This is a genomic window from Bacteroidota bacterium, from assembly GCA_026391695.1.
In the GTDB taxonomy this organism is placed as follows: Bacteria; Bacteroidota; Bacteroidia; order Bacteroidales; family JAGONC01; genus JAPLDP01.
The window spans coordinates 1-17,363 of the sequence record JAPLDP010000086.1 but is presented as its reverse complement, the minus strand read 5'-3'; the positions used below and the strand labels follow the sequence as shown (position 1 = coordinate 17,363).

Annotated in this window: 12 protein-coding genes and 1 pseudogene; 6 read left to right on the top strand and 7 right to left on the bottom strand. The window is 40.1% G+C overall.

All coding sequences use genetic code 11. The annotated features are described in order from the left end of the window. Window positions 1-7: 7 nt before the first annotated feature. Genes NT175_13195 through sppA form a run of 3 tightly spaced genes read right to left on the bottom strand, consistent with a single transcriptional unit; the run spans window position 8 to window position 5,183 of the window. Window positions 8-2,416, bottom strand: coding sequence for a TonB-dependent receptor (locus NT175_13195; GenBank protein ID MCX6235651.1), 2,409 nt, complete (start codon window positions 2,414-2,416; stop codon window positions 8-10). 40 nt (window positions 2,417-2,456) lie between these two features. Then, the gene (locus NT175_13190; protein MCX6235650.1) at window positions 2,457-3,398 is read right to left on the bottom strand and encodes a hypothetical protein; all 942 of its coding nucleotides are present in this window, start codon (window positions 3,396-3,398) and stop codon (window positions 2,457-2,459) included. 6 nt (window positions 3,399-3,404) lie between these two features. Next, window positions 3,405-5,183 carry a signal peptide peptidase SppA gene (gene sppA / locus NT175_13185; protein MCX6235649.1) on the bottom strand — a complete coding sequence of 593 codons (1,779 nt, stop codon included), beginning with the start codon at window positions 5,181-5,183 and terminating at the stop codon, window positions 3,405-3,407. Window positions 5,184-5,282: 99 nt separating this feature from the next. Here sppA and folK point away from each other — a divergent pair, with 99 nt between their 5' ends. Then, window positions 5,283-5,768 (top strand): 2-amino-4-hydroxy-6-hydroxymethyldihydropteridine diphosphokinase, encoded by a 486-nt coding sequence (folK, locus tag NT175_13180; GenBank protein MCX6235648.1) that lies wholly within the window; start codon window positions 5,283-5,285, stop codon window positions 5,766-5,768. A gap of 52 nt (window positions 5,769-5,820) precedes the next feature. Beyond that, entirely contained in the window at window positions 5,821-6,456 is a 636-nt protein-coding gene (locus NT175_13175) for a deoxynucleoside kinase (protein MCX6235647.1), read from the top strand. Between the two features lie 57 nt (window positions 6,457-6,513). Here NT175_13175 and NT175_13170 read toward each other — a convergent pair whose 3' ends face one another. Then, window positions 6,514-8,286, bottom strand: coding sequence for a hypothetical protein (locus NT175_13170; GenBank protein MCX6235646.1), 1,773 nt, complete (start codon window positions 8,284-8,286; stop codon window positions 6,514-6,516). Window positions 8,287-8,571: 285 nt separating this feature from the next. Beyond that, a complete protein-coding gene (locus NT175_13165; GenBank protein ID MCX6235645.1) occupies window positions 8,572-10,146 on the bottom strand; it encodes an OmpA family protein in 1,575 nt (524 codons plus the stop codon). A 694-nt stretch (window positions 10,147-10,840) separates the two neighbouring features. Between NT175_13165 and NT175_13160 the strand changes: the two genes are divergently transcribed. Then, a complete protein-coding gene (locus NT175_13160) occupies window positions 10,841-11,452 on the top strand; it encodes a sigma-70 family RNA polymerase sigma factor (protein MCX6235644.1) in 612 nt (203 codons plus the stop codon). Continuing rightward, complete coding sequence (locus NT175_13155; GenBank protein MCX6235643.1) at window positions 11,415-12,164, top strand: tetratricopeptide repeat protein; 750 nt, start codon at window positions 11,415-11,417, stop codon at window positions 12,162-12,164. The genes NT175_13160 and NT175_13155 overlap by 38 nt, the downstream gene beginning before the upstream one ends. On the opposite strand, the gene NT175_13150 is transcribed toward NT175_13155, so the two are convergent. Both NT175_13150 and NT175_13145 read right to left on the bottom strand, forming a co-directional pair. Continuing rightward, window positions 12,161-15,493 (bottom strand): CHAT domain-containing protein, encoded by a 3,333-nt coding sequence (locus NT175_13150; GenBank protein ID MCX6235642.1) that lies wholly within the window; start codon window positions 15,491-15,493, stop codon window positions 12,161-12,163. The two genes, NT175_13155 and NT175_13150, sit on opposite strands and share 4 nt — an antisense overlap. Window positions 15,494-16,184: 691 nt before the next feature. Further along, window positions 16,185-16,523, bottom strand: coding sequence for a hypothetical protein (locus NT175_13145; GenBank protein ID MCX6235641.1), 339 nt, complete (start codon window positions 16,521-16,523; stop codon window positions 16,185-16,187). Window positions 16,524-16,699: 176 nt separating this feature from the next. On the opposite strand from NT175_13145, the gene NT175_13140 reads away from it, so the two are divergent. Both NT175_13140 and yidD read left to right on the top strand, forming a co-directional pair. Further along, entirely contained in the window at window positions 16,700-17,092 is a 393-nt protein-coding gene (locus tag NT175_13140) for a hypothetical protein (protein MCX6235640.1), read from the top strand. 14 nt (window positions 17,093-17,106) lie between these two features. Further along, window positions 17,107-17,244 (top strand): annotated as a pseudogene (gene yidD / locus NT175_13135) (membrane protein insertion efficiency factor YidD). Window positions 17,245-17,363 lie beyond the last annotated feature (119 nt).

The following is a 17,363-nucleotide window of genomic DNA, read 5'->3' as shown; positions in this document are numbered from 1 at the left end:
GTTAATTTCAGAAAGTCAAGGTATACTGAACCATCATCGTTCTCATTTGCTCAGCTTTTAAAGGCCTTAAAGAGTATGTCCGGTTTAATAGGTTCTCACTGATAAGAGCAATCTTATGCCGGTCTGAAAACTGATAGCTGATTCTTCCGTCCATGATCACATTCCCATTGTTATGGTGGTAAAAATAATCCATATATTGAATGGGTTGTAATGATCCTCCTGAGTTAATTGTTGCCTGTTCAAATTCTTCAATAGATTTATCCAGGTTTTCGATTTTACTGAAAAACTTCAGGGTGTAGCCGAAAGCCCACTGTGCGTGTTGATAATTCAGGTCAGCCTTGATGGTGTGCAGGAACCTGTATTTCAAAATTCCATGGCCCGGATCCACACTGGTGGTATTATAACTGAAATCGGTATGACCTCCCGGATTATAATCATGGGCAAATACATAATCCGGTTCGAGTGTTTTAGGTAATATATAATTATATCCGATCACCAGGGTAAACTGTCCGGCATCACCGATTTTAGCCACGCCTGAAACAGAAATATCAATGCCGGTTATTTTGGATTTACCGGTGTTTAAAAATCTAAATCCTGCTACGGCAAAAGTATATGTCGGATCCCAGAAACCGAAAAGATATTCAATGGTATTGCGGTATTCCTGATAGAAAGTAGCAATGTCGATATACCCGAAATATTTCCAGAATTTAAAGGCCTGTTTGATACCCATTTCAGCATTCCAGCTGCTTTCAGGAACAAGGCCGGGATTATCAAACACTGCAATTGCACCCATAGAGGTTTTGATAAATCTTTCGGCGATGGTCGGATACCGGTAACCCTGGCCATATGAGAAACGCAGGTAAGTCTCCTGAAATAATTTCATGTTGGCCCCCAGTCGGAAGATAGGTTTGACATCCGTCACCGAGTCATTGAGCCTGAAATATTCGATCCTGGCACCTAAAGTCAGGTTGACCGTCTTATAGAGATTATCCTCCAATTCGCCATACACTGAAAAATTAAGTAGGGTATTATGAGGCGACCCTCCCCCGGCATACATTTTTGCTAATGAATTGGTGTATTGAGCCGATAATCCACCGGTGAATTCAAGATTATTCATGAACCCGTAGGTCTTATGGAACTGGTAATCCGTAAAGAATACGGTGCTGCGGTTCGACTGGTCATTGCTCATGTCATTGTCGAGGTGAAATATCCTGGCTTTGAGGCTGTGTTTTATGCCTGTTTCAGAAAAAAAGCTGGCGAAGGGATCCAGATAAAAGAGAAATTGGTCCTGAAGAATGGCAGCACCGGGATAAGCCCGATAAAATCCGGATGTGTCATCGAGCCATGCCATGACCATATTGGTGTTGTTTTGCATGATATTCCCATTGATCCCATAGTTAAGACCCTGAATACGTTTCGACCGGTACCGTATGTTGAAGTTAAACCTTGCCCAATTAGTTGCCATCTGACTATTAATGAAGTCGGAAACTGTATCAATGACTTTTGGCCCGGGTTTCGGAGGCCCCAGGAATCCATGATCAAAATTGACATTACCACCGATGACCAAATCTAAATTGCCTATCATTCTGGAGTGTAAAAAATTTACTCCTGCCAAATAAGGAAAGTCCTTCCACCATTTTGCTGCAGGATTTTCAGGAGGGGAATAAAACCCTCCGAAAGAGACTATTTTGGTGAGAGGTTTAATCTTTGGATAAGCCGACCGGATATAGATGGCTCCACTGAGGGCATTGGAACCTGAGAGGACGGAGGCGGCTCCTTTGACGACCTCAATCTGTTCAATGTTTTCAGTAGGAATAATGTCCCATAGAGGTCTGCCTGCATCACCGGTGAGTATTGACATCTCATCAATGAAAACTGCTACTTTGCTGCCAACACCAAAAGTAAATCCGCTTCCACCTCTTATCTGGGCTTCACCGTCAAGAATATTCAACCCGGGCGTTTGATCCAGGATTGTTTCAATACTTCTCGTGTTCTTGCTTTCAATGAGCTGAGCCTTAATGACCTCCATCGAGACAGTCAGGTCTTCAATATTCTTATCATATTTACCGACTTTAACCTCAATGCCTTCAAGTTCATTCACATAGGGTTCAAGACCGATTTCCCGGTAACATGTGTCGCCCGGGTTTATGGTCAGGTTAATGGTATCGGTCGCCATCCCGGTGAAACGGACAATAAAAGTATGTTTCCCGGGAAGAACGCTTATCAGGAACCTGCCCTCGAAGTCAGTGGCAGCACCAACAGAAGGATCTCTTTTTTGGATAATATTTACACCCACAAGAGGTTCCCTGGTCACTTTATCAAATACAACACCTTTGAAATATCCTTTATCCTGGCCTGTCACCAGGAGCACAGAACAGAGAGTAAAGAAGAGTATGAATGAATACCTGACTGCCATCTCTTGGATATTTGTCTTTAAAGACTGCTCAGGATACTTGTCAATCAATAAATATCTTCATGGATATGGTGTCTTTTTTATACGCTATTTTTCCGATGTAGATGCCAGCCGGAAGCTGAATATTAACAGGTAAAACATCAGAAGTGACAGGTTGCGTCAGAATAATATTTCCGTCAAGATCAATCAGGAAAAATGTGGAAGAATTAAATAAATCATCAGGTAATTCTTTGAGATAAATGCAGTGATCGTAATAATAGATATTCACGCCCCGTAAGCTGCTTTCATTTATACTTCCCGGATTATAGATCAGCTCAATATCATCAAAGTAGGCAACACTTCCTGCAATAGCCTGGGTGCGATACCCTGAGTTCAAGACAAGCAGGATGAATTGCGGTGCATCAGGCTTAAAATATTCGAACGGAACCGAAAAACGCATCCATGTATCCACTGTATCAGGAGGGAAAATATATTCAGCATGTGCAACCCAGTTATCCTGTGTTCCGTGTTTTGGTAATGCACCTGAATTCACATGCAGGATAGCTGTGAGTTTACCTTTATCATTATCGACGGGATAAAAACGGAACCATCCGCCGATACTGTCGGGTCTGCCGGTAAATGGAGTGCACCACCGCGGGTCATCAGGGATGGTATAGACATAACCGCTGTCGGCAATAGGGTAGGTATGGACACGGCCATTGGTGAGAGTTCCGGTTGCCACAATACCAAAGGTGGATTTGTTTTCAAGCCTCACCGAATAACTGCCGGTATGAGCTTCTGTGCTTTGTTCCCAAACCTGCGGAGCAGCATTGTTAAGCTGTTCATTATCCGAGGTCTTTATTGAACTCCAGTCTGTAGGTTCATCCACCACCGTTCCCGCGTTTTCCCACGACTCAAAACCCGGATTTTCCAACTGCGGCTGCGTCTGGGAAAATCCTGACAATCCCAAAACTATAAGTATCATTGTTAAGTAATGGTTTTTCATGATAGTCTAATTGATGGTCATTTCAAAAGGCATTCTGGCCTGAATACCATCTAAATGGGTGACATTTCTGATAAGTTGATAATATCTGTAATTTTCGCCAAGTTCTTTTTTAATGATGGAGGATTCACCTCTTCCAGTCAGCCCTTCAATGATTTGCTGGAAGAGATCTTTTTGTCGGGGAAGTGAGAGTAACTTATAATCGGTAATTCCGGCCATTTCCCCAGCCAGTTTTATGGCTTTTTCTATTCCTCCAAAATCATCAATCAAACCAATGGCTTTTGCATCGGAGGCACTCCAAATGCGGCCCTGTCCAATAGCATTTACACTGTCGGTTGTCATGCTGCGTGCGCCGGATACAAGATTCAGGAAATCCGAATAAGTATCATCAACATACGATTGCATAATGGAAGATTCGTAATCTGTCATAGGCCTGGTAACAGAAGGAAAGCCGGAATTTTTATTGGTCTGGACATTATCCATTGTGATACCCAGTTTTTTATTCAGAAGTCCCTGAAAATTTGGAATTATTCCCCACACTCCAATCGATCCGGTTAATGTTGTTTCATCGGCGATGATCTTGTCGGCGTTGCAGGATATCCAGTATCCTCCCGAAGCTGCCACATCGCCATAAGATGCGACAACCGGTTTAACTTTTTTTGCCAGTTCAATTTCGCGGCGAATGACATCTGATGCGAGGGCATCACCACCAGGTGAATTGACGCGGAAAACAATGGCTTTTACAGTGCTGTCTTTCCGCGCTTGACGGATAGCCTCCGACAACCTCTCCGATCCGATGCTGTTATCATCCCCTTCACCACCTGCTATATCACCCAAAGCATAAACCACAGCAATTTTATTGGACGTAAACTTCGGCTTTGTATCTTTCAGTATAACCCCATCATATTTCGACAGCTTGACAAGGCTGATCTTTTTGTTTTCCGGCAGATTCAGAAGATTTCTGAGTTCAGCCTGTAACTCATCCTTATACATCAGTCCATCAATAAATCTGTATTTTAGTGCATCCTCCGAATTTTTGACCAACAGGCTGTCGGCAATGGCATTTATTTCATTAACCGGCAGGTTCCTGCACTCCGATACGCCCTTCACGATATGGTTCCATACATCACCAACATAAGCCATGATCTGTTCACGGTTGGCATCACTCATTTTTTCAAGGAAGAATGGCTCAACAGCACTTTTATATTTATTTCCTGCAGGCCGGATGATCTGAACCTGAATATCAAGCTTTTCGAGCGTTCCCTTGAGGAACATCAGCTCGGCATTCACACCCTTGAACTGCATGACTCCTTTAGGATGCATGTATATTTTATCGGCAATGGTAGCCATATAGTATGCCCCTTGCGTGAATACTTCACCATAACAGATGATGAATTTACCCGATTCTTTGAATTCCAGTAACTTATTGCGTATCTCTTCAATGGTGGAGATGCCCGATGGAATAACACTCAGTTCAAGGTAAATGCCTTTTATGTTAGGATCATTCTTGGCTTTTTCAATGTTCCTGAGAATATCATTCAGCCCCATGATCTTTTCGAAAGCAAAGTTTGAAAAGTCAAACGGATTGATTGATTTTGGAGCCCGGTCAGGAACAGGGTTTTCGAATTTCAGATAAAGTAATGATTTTGCCGGTATCATCACCACATCCTTTGAGCCTGACATGGAAACAGCAGAAAAGACAATCACGATGAAAATGAGAAACAGGATAATCAAAGTCAGAATAAAACCCAACATTGATGCGAACATAAATTTGAAAAAATCTTTCATTTCCGGTTAATTTTAAATGTGGGTATGAAATTATAAAAAAGTAATACACGATTCCAATCTTATTGTATTTTTGATTATCCTTTTTTCAGATATTTCAATATGAGTAAAGTATATCTGCTTCTGGGGAGTAATTTAGGCGCCAGGGAGGTCATGCTGAAAAAAGCCGCTCTTCAGATCAGGCAACATATTGGACATATCTTGAATCAATCATCCGTTTATGAAACTGAACCGTGGGGTTTCGCCGGTGAAAATTATTTTCTGAACCAGGTGATCATTGCAGAAACATCTGCCACCCCGTCAGAGATTCTTGAAACTGTCCTCCTGATCGAAAATTCCCTCGGAAGAAAGAGATCTGAAAATCGTTATGCTTCCCGATCTATTGATATTGATATTTTATTTTTCGATAACCAGGTCATTTATGAAAAAGATTTGATCGTCCCTCACCCGGAATTGCACAAAAGGCTTTTTACACTTATTCCTTTGGCAGAAATAGCACCAGACCTGGTACATCCTGTATTCAATAAACCTGTATCTGTTCTTTTAAATGAATGTGATGATCGACTTAAGGTTTCTAAAGTCGGATAAATTTCCGAATTTCATAAAACATGAATCATTAATCATTAATTGTTCATAGTCAATGCTTTACAATTATATTTGCATCGAAGGCAATATCGGAGCCGGTAAGACTTCGCTGGCTACACAGATTGCTCAACAGTATAATGCAAAATTGATACTGGAACAATTTGAAGATAATCCTTTTCTTCCCAAATTTTATAAAGATCCTGATAAATATGCCTTTCCTCTCGAATTATCCTTTCTGGCAGCCAGGTATCAGCAGTTGAAAGTTGATCTTTTACGTCAGGATCTTTTCCGGTCATTTACCATTTCCGATTATTATATCAACAAATCACTGATTTTTGCGCGGCAGACTATTCATGACGACGAAATGTTCTTGTTCGCAAGACTTTTTAATATTATCATGTCAAATCTACCTAAGCCTGATCTGCTGGTATATTTGCATGTGGATATTGACCGGCTTCTTCTGAATATCAGTCTGAGGGGACGGTCGTATGAGCAGAGCATACAGTCATCATACCTGGAGGTCATTCAGCAAAGCTATTTTGATTATATAAAGCAGCAGCAGGATTTGCGGATACTCGTTCTTGATGTCAACAGGATTGATTTCATCAATAACCCGGCACATTATGCCGCAATAAAAGAGGTAATTTTTCAGGAGTATACAGTAGGCATTTACCGGATCCGGCTGGGGTAAAAAAAATCCCGGAGATTTGATGAAATCCCCGGGATCCATAGAATGTAGAATGGATGATTATTTCACCGCATTCTGGAAGTTGGGTTCGTTGAAATACTTAAGGAATTCTCTGTCTCTTATGGCCATTGCCTTGTAAGCGCCATCAGCATTGATGGCCTTGCCCAGATTGTCATACAGCATGGTGGTATTGTCGGTTCTGGCACCCAGAACGGCTTTCAGATAAAAAGTCTGGGCATTATCCGGAGCACACTTTAATTCAGCCTCGGCACCTGAATTATCTCCCTTGATTAATTTGGCAAGAGCGATATTATAATTGCATTTCTTGCCTGCCATCATGGTAAGGGCCTTATCAAATTCACCTTTGGGAATAAGCATGATACCCATATTATAATCTTCCTTTACACCGAGGTTCTTAGCCTGTCCGTAATAAGTTTCAGCCTTGGTAAAATCTTTATTTTTCGAAGCAACTGCGCCCAGGTTGTTGATAATCATCGGATTATTCGGCTTGACCTGATTGGCTTTTTCAAGTAATGGCTGGGCATCGCCAGGTTTACCTTGCATCAGATAAGCCCATGCGGTATTATTCAATCCTTTCCAGTCATTTGGATACAGGTTGATATACGCTTTGTAAATCTGTAGTTTGGTATCCAGATTTTCGGTTAGTGTTCCGGCATAAAGCAATTCCTTATCCGTTAACGCAGAAGGATTTGTGGTTGCCAATCTGGCGATCTCCTCGTCTGATTTTTTTGGCTCATAGCAGGTTACTTTCATCATCACCCTCCTGAGAGCAGGAAGGATCTCATCTGCTATCTCTTTATACACTAATGTCATATTGCGGATCTCCTGTTCCCTCTTGTTAACATCAGGCTGAGATCTGACCACATTAAGTATGGTATTTTTTTCCTTGATACCGGATCCTTCAACTGCTTTCACGAAGCCATCCCAGTCTTCGCCATGGCCAACAGGAGTAAGCTGAAGTTCTTTTTCAGGATCTTTAATAGTAACCTTTGTTTCTTTTTGTTTGGCCAGTTCCTTTATCATATCAATAAAGTATTTCTTGCCGGTTTCTGCCCTGCGGTTCGACAGCCCGGCATTAAATGTTTCTTCACCTTCAGGTGAGGCCCATGCATCGAGATTTACACTCTTGATCTTCCAGCCCTGTGCAATATAATCTTTGAAAGCTTTGAGCTGTTCAGCAGCTTTGGGATCTTTATTTAAAGGCAGTTTCAAATCCAGATTATTCATATTAACCTTAAAGTAGATAATGCCCGATTTGCTTATGAGAGTTTCTTTCTCATAATACTCCGAACAATCCATTTTTAAGGCTTCGCAGGTTTTTCTGTCAGCATGCAAAAGATCCTCGTCATGCATAATAAAGTCTGACGTATGAATGACCCCGTCAGCGAGTTTTACTTCAGCAAGCTGTACAAGGTTTTTCCCCTTTTTGTAGAGTTTCGGAGCCACCATCAGTTCTGACACATCCATATCAGGTACATAATCGATAATATCACTGTATTTGATTGTGCCACCTGCCTTTTTATAAATAACGTCGCCTTCCCCTTTGTACTTTTCACCAACAAGGGTAATGGTCTTGAGCTGTTTTTCCTGCCCGGCATACTTTAGAACAGGAGTAAATTCTACCTTATCTTTCTTATTAAAGGATTTCGGCGGGATAGTCGCCTGAACACTGACATCAATTTTTCCACCTTTCATTTCCAGTACCGGAGGCGTTGTTTTATAGGCTTCCGGTAATTTTGTTGTAACACAACTGGATAAAAAGAAGATGAAGATGGAAAGAAAAGCTAAAACGCGTAAATCAAACTGTCTCATAGTTTTATTATTTTAAAAATTAGTAAAAAGATGTATTCGGTACTTATGAAATTAAACACGAAGATATTAAAGATAATATTTATATCAAATAGTAAAATTAAAATTTATTACAATACAATAATTTTTTTATTTCACTATATTGAAAAAACATCAGGGTCCACCTTTAAAATACCTTAGTGATATTGGTTTTTATTGATAAAGATATTCCGGGTAACACATATAAAAAAGGGCAATCCGCAATAAAGTGGACAGCCCTTTTAATTATGAGCAGACTGTTAATTTGTACTATTGAGCAAGGTGTATTTCAACACGTCTGTTCCTTGCTCGGCCTTCAACTGTGGCATTGGTATCTCTGGGTCGCGATTCGCCATATCCGGCAGCAGCTAACCGGCTTCCATCGATGCCTTTATCAATAAAGTATTGCCTTACAGCCATGGCACGGTTCTCTGATAAGGTCTGGTTAGAAGCATCACTGCCAACATCATCGGTGTGACCATCAATGGTGAATTTTGAGTTTGGATATTCGCCCATGATCTTAACGATGTTATCAAGCTTCGGATAAGATATCGGCTTGATGACATACTTACCTGTTTCAAACTCAATGAGGTCAGCGAAGCTCTGCAGGGTTTTTTCAATTTGTTTAACCTTGACCGTATCAATTACCGTGATTTTCTCAATCACAGGACAGCCGTTATTTTCCTTAGGTCCTTTCTCTTTCGGGCATTTATCATCTTTGTCTATTATGCCATCGCCATCTGTATCAGGACATCCCTGTAATGCGATCACCCCCGGTTCTGTCGGACATGCATCATCAATATCCGGTATACCATCTTTATCTGAATCCGGGCATCCTTTAAATTCTACCGGTCCGGGTATATCAGGACACCTGTCATCAATATCCGGAATACCGTCTTTATCTCTGTCAGGGCAACCATTTGATTCAACAGGTCCGGGTATGTCAGGACATCTGTCATCCATATCCGGAATACCATCTTTATCTTTGTCAGGACAACCCTTTAATTCAACAGGTCCGGCTATGTCAGGACATTTGTCGTCGATATCCGGTATCCCATCTTTGTCCCTGTCAGGGCAACCTTTAAATTCGAGGGGTCCTGGTTGTGTCGGGCAACGATCGAGGCTATCCACCAAACCATCGCCATCCGTATCCGGGCAGCCATTAAATTTTTCAAGGCCCCATACATATGGGCAGGCATCATCCTTATCTGAAATACCATCTTTATCAGTGTCTTTTGCCTTTCCAAACCTGACTTTCAGGCCAACAGAATAATTCATATAATCTTGGAAATCAGTCAAATATTTATAAGCGGCTGTAAAATTAATGCCAATCAGTTTATAGGGCCAGAATTCAAGCCCAATGCCAGGACCGAAAGTGAGGTACGGTTTTTCATCAATACCGGTCGCACCAATTGCACCAAAAATGTAGGGTGTAAAAAAGGAATTTTTATTCAGTAGATATCCATTGGCAAACTGGTACTGTAATTCAATGTTAGCATACCAAAGGAAGTTATTAATCAGAAGGACCGAATCAGTAGCATGATTCGGGTTGCCACCCCAACGAATCTTCGAATTTTCATACTGCATAAATCCAAAGTTACCTTCTAAAGTGAGAGAGGGGATAAGAGAACGTCCGACCGATATTTTTGACGGTAATACCTCACCCACCCAATGGGCTTGAGTGAGCTGGTCGCGGACAGGTAATTCCACGGCCCAGAAATCGACCCAGTGCCAGCTTACACCGACAGCCCAGGGATACTTGTAATTCTGAGCATTTGCAGTTAAACTGACAAGCAATATCCCAATAAGGAAATGCAATCTGATAAGTTGTAACAGCTTTTTCATAGGCGTAGTTTTTGGTTAGATTTTAATTAATATTATAATTTAAAATTATATCAAATTCAATGGCAACCTATAAACGGTATTGTATAAAAAATGTTTACGTAAAGATACAAAAAAAGTGACCAAAAGCAAATTTTTTTTATTCCTGACTTTGAATCCGGTAAAATATTATAGTAATATATACAACTCTTACCGTATAAAAAACTCCGATCGATACAAGGTCACCTATTCATTTTTTCCGGATTGACATTTGAAAGCTTATTTCTGAGCATGAATAAATTTCACCAGCATAAATCAGTCATCATGAATGAAGAAAATGTGCCAATGGTTCCCGAAGAGGTGATTATGAGCAAGATCTATCTGATTAGGGGAAACTTACACTTTCATCATTGTCATTCTCATGGTAAATTGGCAATTGAAATTGGTTTTGGTAATTCGATATTGGATATTTTTCTTTCTTATCTAAGTTAATATAAGGCAAAAACCAATTGTCTCGGCTTCTGTTCTTCAAAATTACTTCATTATGGATACCCAACCGCTCAAGAAGGAGAAATTCATTTTTTATCTGATAAAGATGAATGTAATATCAACTTACAATAAATATTTATCAATTGACAATTTGTGATTAAGATAAATTATTTTATCTTTGCTTAAAAGGTTGTTTTGTAATTGCACCGGCAAATAAGCCATAACTAAGATGAGATACAGAGGGTCCGAAATAATCATTGACGGAATTAGACACTGCGACCGTAAGATTCTTAATGAAGTATATAGCGCCAATTATCCTCTGGTCGAACAATTTGTAATGAATAATTTTGGCAGCGTCGACGATGCCAAGGACATTTTTCAGGAAACAATTATTATAATCTATGAAAAGATAAAACATAGTGACCTTGAACTCACATGCTCTTTTCAGACTTTTTTGTTTTCGGTTTGCAAAAACCTGTGGTTTAAAGAGATAAGATGGCGCATGAAACAGTTTGATGAGGATAACAACGATTATGAGTGCCTGAGAAAAGAAGAAGTAGACGAATTATTCGCAACTTATATAATAAATCGCGAATCCAGGTTATTTTATAAACATTTTAATAATCTGAGTGAGGAATGCCGGAAAATTATAAAATTTTACCTGGAAAAAATCCAGACAAAAGAAATTGCCAGCATAATGAACTATGAAGGTGTTATCGACGTCAGAAGAAAAAAATACAGTTGCAAGGTAACCTTGATCAGAAATATCAGGGAAGACCCGGAATTTAAAGTAATGATGGAACATGAAAATCAACCGGAATTACAACTTGTTAATAATTGATTACCTAAATGGGGATTTGACAGGGAAAGAGCGGGAAGAGTTTGAACATGAACTTAATACCAATCCCGAACTGAACAGGATGTACCGGCTGCATTGCAAAGTGGACAAGGCTTTGATGCAGGATGACGTGAATAGGTTGAGGGACATGCTTGAAGAAATCCACCACGAGGTAGTAAATAAAAAACACTCCGTCGGGTGGTTGAAATATGCAGCGGCAGCCCTCATCCTGATTTCAGTTGCTACAGCGGCCATGTGGATCATTATGCCCGGCAGACATCAAGACAGTGACAAACTGTTTGCACGTTATTACCATGTTTATGAGACACCCGGCGATGTCAGATCCGGCATCAATCAAACCAACACAATTTTTTCAACAGGGTTGCAATTATATGATGTGCAGGACTACCAGGGAGCTTACTCCAACTTTATCCGCGTCAGGCAAACCGATTCATCGGATATGGCCACGCCGTTTTACACAGCCATCTCACTGATGGAACTTGAGAGATACAATGAAGCCATTCCTTACCTGCAGACTGTGATTGACCATCAGGATATTTTGTTTTCCGATCAGGCCCGATGGTATCTGGCTTTAACCTATTTAAAAACAGAGAATATACCTGGTGCGGAAGAATTATTGCAGGAACTTAAGCGAACAAGCCACCATTATCAAAAAATGGCCGGGACATTACTTTCAAAAATGAGACACGATTAATATCGCCTCTTTTTCCATTTCACCTTATACCCGCACCTTCTTAATAAACTTATCCCTGAAATACCCACTATAAGGATGATCAGCGTTAATACAAAGGCTGGGCGGTACTTATCGCTACATGGAACATTTGCCGGATTCCCTATGCTGGCAAATCCGGCCCAGAAATGAGGATGGCTATTCAGTGGATCGGCCGATTCAAGATACGCTAGTTTTGCAAGCCGTAACGATTCAATCTTGGATTTGCCCTTTTTGAGATAGGAGTAAAATGTTTTTATGATTTCAGCACTGCTTTTATCATATACCGGCCATCGTGTTGCAATAATCCCGGGACAACCGGCAAAATAAAATCCACGTGCTATGCTCATGATGCCTTCGCCATTAATATAGTGGCCCGAAAAAGTATTACAGGCACTCAATACGGCCATCGTAGCGTTCAGAGTCAGGTTATATATTTCGTACGTATACAGATATCCGTCATCAACAGAGTCGTTATCTGAGGCAAAGATAAGTTTCGAATACATCGGATTATCTTCATCAATAAACCCATGCATGGCAAGATGAATGATGGAGTAATCACCGGCACATGACTTAAAAAGCGTTTCATTTGCATCGCTGTCTTTGAAAACATCTCCCCGGTATAACCTGGCAATAAACGACACTTCATCCTGCACGAACTTCAAATGTACCGGAGCGTCTTTTGATGTTGTATCTCTATTAGTTATTTTATCAGCGATAGTATGGTAGTTGTAATCGGGAGCAAAAGCCACCAGCCTGTTTTTTGCAACATTCCTGTGGAACCTTTCACCCGACAGAAGCGTCGCAGAGTAGCTGTATCCGATGGCATGTCTCTTCAGCAGGTACCCCAGTTTATAGTAATCATTTTGACTGACAGGCGCCTCGTCAAGCAATATCTCGAAAGGAATGTACGCTAACTTGCCGTCAGGTATGATGATCAAATCTTTATCTGTCAATAATGCCGAAACAGGCAATAATAATTTTGTATAGAGGTCGTATAAGGCGCCAGTAAATTCAGAGAATTCGCTCATGGACTGATGATCGAAATTTTCTGTATATAAATCATTTATGATCTCTTCGACTTGCGCATAAAAGCTGCTGTCGACGGTTTCAACGGCTACTGCAGATTCTCCTTCATCATTACAGGCAAAAATATAGATGAACAGATCTTCAACAACGTACTCAATAATGGCCTCGTTTGGACCCATATTTTTAAGAAGTCCGTCAAGAGTAATGACGTTCTGACCATATTTCAGGTCATAGTATAAAGGAAATTTCTTTTCAAGCTCTTTGACAAAATTTGTTCTCTCGTTTTTTAATTCAAAGAGTTTTTCATTCCACAGATCAATTTTCACACTATCGGGATTTTTTTGTAGTAATTCTTCTGAAACAAGCTGTTGAGATGCATAAATGGAATGATTGTATTCTTTTTCCTTGTCGATGTAGCTTGCCGGAACATTTCCCACAATTTTTGCCTCGGCATCTTTCATCGTTTCCTGTAAAATTGCTGCTTTTGATAATTCGGCGAAGGCAAAGGCATGGCTTAAAAATTCGACATTTTTTGTCACGTCATACAATTCCATTGCGATTTTAAGTCCGGTGATAAGTGTACTGCGGTAATTTTCCGTCACTGCGATTTTACTTTCCGGGTCAGTATAGGATATACGTAAGTATTGTATCAGATCGACAGCAAGCTGTGATGTTTTCAGGCCGGCTTCAAGCACCTGCAGGCTGTCGGGATAAAGCTGATAAAGCTTATAAAGGGCTTCGGCTTTCCTTTTTAATGTTTTGAGCAACTGGATCTCCGATAGGCATTCATGAATCGATGGATTTGAAAAATCATCCTCAACATTAAAATTCTTTGATACAGCTATTAAGGCCTTTTGGTAATAATCCAGAGCCTGACTGTAGGCTCCCTTGCCTGAGTAATAATCACCCATATACGTCAATACATTAGCAGTAGAAGGATGTCTTATTCCATAATTGAGGACATAAATATCATAGGCTTTTTGCATGTAATTAAAACACCTTGTACTATCATTCGTTCTCCATAAAAAAATACTATAACTGAGATAATCAAAGGCAAGATCAGGATGATGGCTGCCGGAACATTTAATTCTTTCTTCAATGGTCATTGAATAATATTGGCTGGCCATATCAGGATCATTAAGCATTACGTAACAGTCAGCCAGAGCAGCGTATGTATAGGGAAGATAGGAAGGACAAAATTTTTTACTGATATCGATACATTTAACAAATTCCGATTTTGCTTCTTGATATTGCTGATTATTGTAATAGATTAAACCGGTAGTGTATATAATGTCTGAAAATCTTGATTTGTTTGGAATATTATTTACTTCCAAGATGAGCCTTGCATTATTGTAATATTCTACTGACTTTAACCATTCACCTTTCAAATTGAAAATATTGCCAATATTTATGTATACATCCCCAAGTTTATAATAATTCGAACCAAGATGTGATTGATATATAAACGCCGCCTTATCAAAAATAATTAAAGCAGAATCATAGTTACCCATTTGTTCATAGATTCCGCCAAGTGTTATATATACCTTTGCCAAATTTACTGTATATGTAGTTGGGCTCAATTCATATATATCAATAGCTTTTTTCGAATAGCTAATGGCTTCGAGATAAGAACCTTTTACCAAATACGTAATGGCCACATTATTGTAATATGTTGCTAACTCATTATCATTACTGCCTTCCCCATTTTTTTTTAAATCGACAGCTGTCCGATAATATTCAAGTGCCATATCAATATCACCTAGCGTCCGGTAATTCAATCCGAGTGCGTTATAAAAAAGGGCTAAAACAGTATCTTTATTATTGGCCAGAGGTTTCCAGGTTTTAATGAACTCGTTTATAGTTTCAATTGATTCATGATAAGCTCCATTTTCAAATAAAATCATAGACTTGTTATATTCAATATCTGCGAAAAGAAACTTGTCTTCGATGTGCTTTACTTTATATAAACTGTCGGCTTTATAAAGAAATAACCCTGCATCAACAATGTCACCCTTTTTCCGGTAACATTTACTGATACCGGTTAGACTTTTACTATAAGTGGGCCAGTCACTGGCATGATAATAGAATTCAGAAGCTTTCGAAAAATAGTACAAAGCGCTGTCGTAATTACCTGATTGGTAAAAGCTTTCGGCCCGGCTAACGGTATCTTTCCGGATTGCACGCAATGAGTTATCGCCGGAGGCACCATAATGCACTTCACCTCCCAGTACATTTAATGTAATGACAAACACGATCAGGAAACTATAAATAGGCGATACTATCATACTAATCCCTGTCAGGTAAAATCTCTTCGGGCAGTTGAACCATCCCAGATTATAAAGATAAAAAAAGTTCTATTATAAATTACTAATTATCAACCATTTTGAAAAAATTTTATAAAATGTTGAAAAGTTTTTCCGTGTTAGCCCCGACCTTTTAGGGTGTTTTGGTATAAATAGATACAATGGCGCCATTGAAGCGGATGTCGAAAAGCTTAAAAAGAGTAGACAAACACTTCAAAATGCCAGAACTATGTACACTCAAAATCCGTTCTTTACTAAGAACCAGTATGACCAACTGACTTATTTTCAAATGAATAAGATCAGGGGAGGGGGGGATCCACCTCCACCTCCACCAATTAGCCCACCTCCAGGTCCCAAAAGTGATGATGATCCTTAAAATCTGGTAATTCAGAAGGACTTTAAGGTCTGAATCTAAGGATTCCTGCTTTTAAGTATTTCACTTGCCTGCCGTAGGTTAAATTGGGGTGGTGACAGGCAAGTGAATATTCTTAAGGGATAATTGGATGATTAAATCATTATGCACCAAGCGAAGTCGCGTTGCGATGGTGCGGCCATATCTATTGGGACTCAAACCGCGTAGCGGTTGGAGTCCCTTTTTGCTAAATCTTATCCGAAATTTTGAAATTTTTTCAAAATTATTCTCATTGATTATTAACGCTTTACGAAATATTTTTCATTTTGTTGAAAACTTTTTCACTTTTTGCCCCGACCTTTTAGGGTGTTTTGGTATAAATAAGAACAGAGGAGATAAATCATTTGTTACAACTATGGATGCGACATCAAGACCGGCACGTATGCACAACCCGGTCGCGCTCATGGCATCACCCTTTCCTGGGCAGACCTGAATAATTGCAAAGCAGTTGTCAGTGCGGCAATTACAGATGGTTTGAAACCGGTTGACTGTGACAAGGGATGTGGCTGCGAAAAGTGTCAGCACCCGGAGGCATTGGCTTTGTATCCTGGACATGATTACCATTGGTACCGGAAGGATCGTGATGGCAGGTGGTCCCACAAAATGGGCTGGACTTCTGCAAAAAATTCGGATAACAGTGGAAATATCATTACAGATTCGAGGACTAACGACCGGGGAGGCTATACGATCTTTTGCGGCTGTTTTTGCGTCGATAAGTCGGCTGTGGTCATAAACTGATCCAATCAATTTATTATCAATATTAAAGGGATTGAACCATGGAAGATAAAAATGATGTTATCGTAGTCAAGATCGGACTCTTCTCAGGACTACCTAATCCTGAAGTGAAATTGACAGGTGAAATGGCAGTTCAATATGCAAGGCTGCTGAAGTCAGCAGTGGGAAAAGAGCCTATTCATCAACCTCCGCCACCAAAGCTGGGAGAGTTTTATGGATTCCTGATTCTGGCACCTGAAAAGAGAGCCAGGGAATTGGACATCCCGGTTCAGGTAAATGTATTCAGCGGAGTGATAAATGACATGGCACCAAAGAAGCAAGCTTATTGGCGCGATGTATCCGGAATCGAACGGTTTCTGATCAAAGTGGTTTCTGATCAGGGTTTTGGCGAGCTTATGAGAAAGATAGGCTTTAAAGAGTCCGACTTGAGTTAAAAGGTTTTTGATACCGGTATACGCCCTCCTGTTCAGAGTATGCCTGCCAGGCTATTTACCGGCATGGTCTTTTTGCAGGACTGCCACTTATCCGGGAGCGATTATCGAGATGTAACCCTGACAATACAGGTGGTTTCGATCCGGTCCCCTGAAACGTAATAAACCGATCAAAGAAGTGAGTGAAATGAACTGTATAATCAATAAGACTCAAATTTTTCAAAAACGAATGAGACTATAAATCACTAAAAAAGGAGGTAATTATGTATGCACT

Bases quoted from the DNA above. Each gene is read 5' to 3' on its own strand.
- NT175_13190 (MCX6235650.1), bottom strand. From the start codon at position 3,398: ATGAAAAACCATTACTTAACAATGATACTTATAGTTTTGGGATTGTCA.
- folK (MCX6235648.1), top strand. From the start codon at position 5,283: ATGAGTAAAGTATATCTGCTTCTGGGGAGTAATTTAGGCGCCAGGGAG.
- NT175_13195 (MCX6235651.1), bottom strand. From the start codon at position 2,416: ATGGCAGTCAGGTATTCATTCATACTCTTCTTTACTCTCTGTTCTGTG.
- NT175_13155 (MCX6235643.1), top strand. From the start codon at position 11,415: ATGAAAATCAACCGGAATTACAACTTGTTAATAATTGATTACCTAAAT.
- NT175_13150 (MCX6235642.1), bottom strand. From the start codon at position 15,493: ATGATAGTATCGCCTATTTATAGTTTCCTGATCGTGTTTGTCATTACA.
- NT175_13140 (MCX6235640.1), top strand. From the start codon at position 16,700: ATGGAAGATAAAAATGATGTTATCGTAGTCAAGATCGGACTCTTCTCA.
- sppA (MCX6235649.1), bottom strand. From the start codon at position 5,183: ATGAAAGATTTTTTCAAATTTATGTTCGCATCAATGTTGGGTTTTATT.
- NT175_13170 (MCX6235646.1), bottom strand. From the start codon at position 8,286: ATGAGACAGTTTGATTTACGCGTTTTAGCTTTTCTTTCCATCTTCATC.
- NT175_13160 (MCX6235644.1), top strand. From the start codon at position 10,841: ATGAGATACAGAGGGTCCGAAATAATCATTGACGGAATTAGACACTGC.
- NT175_13165 (MCX6235645.1), bottom strand. From the start codon at position 10,146: ATGAAAAAGCTGTTACAACTTATCAGATTGCATTTCCTTATTGGGATA.
- NT175_13175 (MCX6235647.1), top strand. From the start codon at position 5,821: ATGCTTTACAATTATATTTGCATCGAAGGCAATATCGGAGCCGGTAAG.